Raw genomic sequence first — 3,140 nt, forward strand, 5'->3', positions numbered from 1 at the left:
CGCGTACTTCTTCCTGAAGATCCGGGCGGCCTTCCCCGGAGTTGGGTGAAGAACCTAAAAAAAGGACGGAACCCCGAAGGTTCCGTCCCGAACGTACCACCACTACCGGAAAAGCTCAGCCCTGGCGCGCGCAGTACATCGCCTGCGGCGGCAGCACCACTTCGTTGCCTTCCACATGGCCGGCATCGGGCCCCGGCACCGACAGCGTCTGCCACGGCCCCACCGGCAACGCCACGCGCACCGGCTCGGCTGACAGGTTGAAGGCCAGCAGCACGGTGTCGCCCGCATGGCGGCGCTCGAACATCAGCACCGGCTCGGCCGTCTCCAGGAACACGATGTCGCCCACCAGCAGCGCCGGCATGGTGTGGCGCCAGGCCAGGAACCGGCGGAAGGCGTTGAGCACCGAATGCGGGTCCTGTTCCTGCACCGCCACCGACGCCGCACGGTGCTCGGCCGGAATCGGCAGCCACGGCTCGCCACTGCTGAACCCGGCCAGCGCCGCATCGGTCCACGGCATCGGCGTGCGGCAGCCGTCGCGGCCCTTGAAGTTCGGCCAGAAGGTAATGCCGTAGGGGTCCTGCAGTGCTTCGAACGGCACGTCGGCTTCGCCCAGGCCCAGTTCTTCGCCCTGGTACAGACAGATCGACCCACGCAGCGAACACAGCAGCGCCACCAACAGGCGTGCCAGCCGCGGCTGCGCCGGATGCCCGCCCCAGCGGGTTACCGCGCGCTCCACATCATGGTTGGAGATCGCCCAGCACGGCCAACCTTCGGTCATCGTCGCTTCCAGCCGCGACACCGTGTCGCGGATGTAGCCGGCGCTGAAATCCTTCACCAGCAGCTCGAAGCTGTAGCCCATGTGCAGTCGGCCCGGCGCGGTGTACTCGGCGGTAGTGGCCAGCGAATCCTCGGCCGAAATCTCGCCCAGGCTCACCGTCCCCGGGTACGCGTCCAGCAGCCCACGCAGGCGCTCGATGAAGCCGATGTTCTCCGGCTGCGTGTTGTTGTAGTAGTGGTACTGGTAGGCGTACGGATTGTCCGCGCTGAACCCTCGGCCCACGCGCTTGTCCGCCGGTTTGGCCGGGTTGTCGCGCAGTTGCGCGTCGTGGAAGCAGAAGTTGATCGAATCCAGGCGGAACCCGTCCACGCCCCGGTCCAACCAGAAGCGCACGTAATCCAGCGTCGCCTGCTGCACCGCCGGATTATGGAAATCCAGGTCCGGCTGGTCAGCCAGGAAATTGTGCAGGAAGTACTGCTCGCGCCGCGGCTCCCACTGCCACGCCACGCCGCCGAAGATCGACATCCAGTTGTTGGGCGGCGTGCCGTCCTCGCGCGGGTCGGCCCACACGTACCAGTCCGCCTTGGGGTTGGTGCGGTCCTGGCGGCTCTCGCGGAACCAGTCGTGGTCGATCGAGGTGTGGCTGAAGACCTGGTCAATCATCACCTTCAGGCCCAGCGCATGCGCCTTGGCCAGCAACCGGTCGAAATCGGCCAGCGTGCCGAACAGCGGATCCACATCGCGGTGGTCGGCGATGTCATAGCCGAAATCGGCCATGGGCGATTTGAAGAAGGGCGAAATCCAGATCGCGTCCACGCCCAGCGCCGCCACGTAGTCCAGGCGTTCGATGATGCCCGGCAGGTCGCCTACCCCGTCGCCGTTGGCGTCGAGGAAACTGCGCGGGTAGATCTGGTAAATGACGGCGCCACGCCACCATGGAGTCTGCGACATTGAGGGCCCCCCTCCGGGCTTCCACGGCACCCGCATCGGGGCGCCAGAACGTAGCGACAAGCTTATCCGCGCGTCTCCGGCGATGGCGCCACCTGCATACGTATTCACGCCCCCCGGCCGGCCCGGTCCGCCCCGGATGGCCTTCGCGGGCGGAAAACGACCGCACCGCCTATAATTCAGGTCAAGCCTGAAAGTCAGACCGCATGACCATCACCGAAGACACCCGCTCCGCGCTGGGCCTGCCCCAGATCCAGACGCTCGCCGCGCCCGACATGGCCGCCGTCGATGCGCTGATTCGCCACCGACTGTCCTCGGATGTCGTGCTGATCAACCAGATCGCCGACCACATCATTTCCGCCGGCGGCAAGCGCCTGCGGCCGATGCTGGTCATGCTGGCCGGCCATGCGGTCGGCCAGGCCGGCCCCGAGCACCACCAGCTGGCGGCGATCATCGAGTTCATCCACACCTCGACCCTGCTGCATGACGACGTGGTGGACGAATCCAGCCTGCGACGCGGCCGCAGCACCGCCAATGCATTGTGGGGCAACGCCCCCAGCGTGCTGGTCGGTGACTTCCTGTACTCGCGCAGCTTCCAGCTGATGGTCGAGCTGGACCGTATGCCGGTCATGCGCATCCTGGCCGACACCACCAACCGCATCGCCGAAGGCGAAGTGCTGCAGCTGCTGCACGTCCATAACCCGGACACCGACGAAGCCGCCTACCTGCGCGTGATCGAGCGCAAGACCGCCGTGCTGTTCGCCGCCGGCACCCGCCTGGGCGCGCTGGCCAGTGGCGTGGACGAGGCCACCCAACAGGCGCTGTACGACTACGGCATGGCGCTGGGCTACGCCTTCCAGATCGCCGACGACGTGCTGGATTACTCGGCCAACGCCGAGGAACTGGGCAAGAACCTGGGCGACGACCTGGCCGAAGGCAAGGCCACCCTGCCGCTGATCCACGCGATGGCGCATACCGATGCCACCACCCGGCAGCGCCTGCGCGAGATCGTGCAGAACGGCGACGCCGAGGCGATGCCGGAAGTGCTGGCGGCCATCCACGCCACCGGCGGCCTGGAATACAGCCGCGCCCGCGCGGTCGAATACGCCGATGCCGCCGAGCGTGCGCTCGACGGCCTGGCCGACAACGATGCCGTCGCCGCCCTGCGCGGCTTGGCCCGTTACGCGGTACAGCGCTCGCACTGACGGCGGGCGTGCCGGCCGACGGTCGGCTGCCCTTCCTCCCGGCGCCGCGATGCCTGATGGATGCACCACGCCCTGCGCGTTGCAGCCGACCAAAGGTCGGCTCCACCGGAGCGTTCGTACGGGCCGACCGCCGGGGCGACGTGGTCCCTGACACGTAGAGCCGACCGTTGGTCGGCTGCTCTTCGCGCCCGCACCACGATCACCGACGC

General features: G+C 67.6%; 2 protein-coding genes. One reads left to right on the top strand and one right to left on the bottom strand.

Features of this window, described 5'->3' with window-relative positions:
- Positions 1–115: 115 nt before the first annotated feature.
- Positions 116–1,729, bottom strand: coding sequence for an alpha-glucosidase family protein (locus tag NR101_RS18835; RefSeq protein ID WP_256777529.1), 1,614 nt, complete (start codon positions 1,727–1,729; stop codon positions 116–118).
- A gap of 203 nt (positions 1,730–1,932) precedes the next feature.
- Here NR101_RS18835 and NR101_RS18840 point away from each other — a divergent pair, with 203 nt between their 5' ends.
- Positions 1,933–2,931: a polyprenyl synthetase family protein gene (locus tag NR101_RS18840; protein ID WP_256777530.1), complete on the top strand. Its 999-nt coding sequence runs from the start codon at positions 1,933–1,935 to the stop codon at positions 2,929–2,931.
- Positions 2,932–3,140 lie beyond the last annotated feature (209 nt).

It is taken from the genome of Stenotrophomonas sp. Ste86, from assembly GCF_024519465.1.
GTDB lineage: Bacteria > Pseudomonadota > Gammaproteobacteria > Xanthomonadales > Xanthomonadaceae > Stenotrophomonas.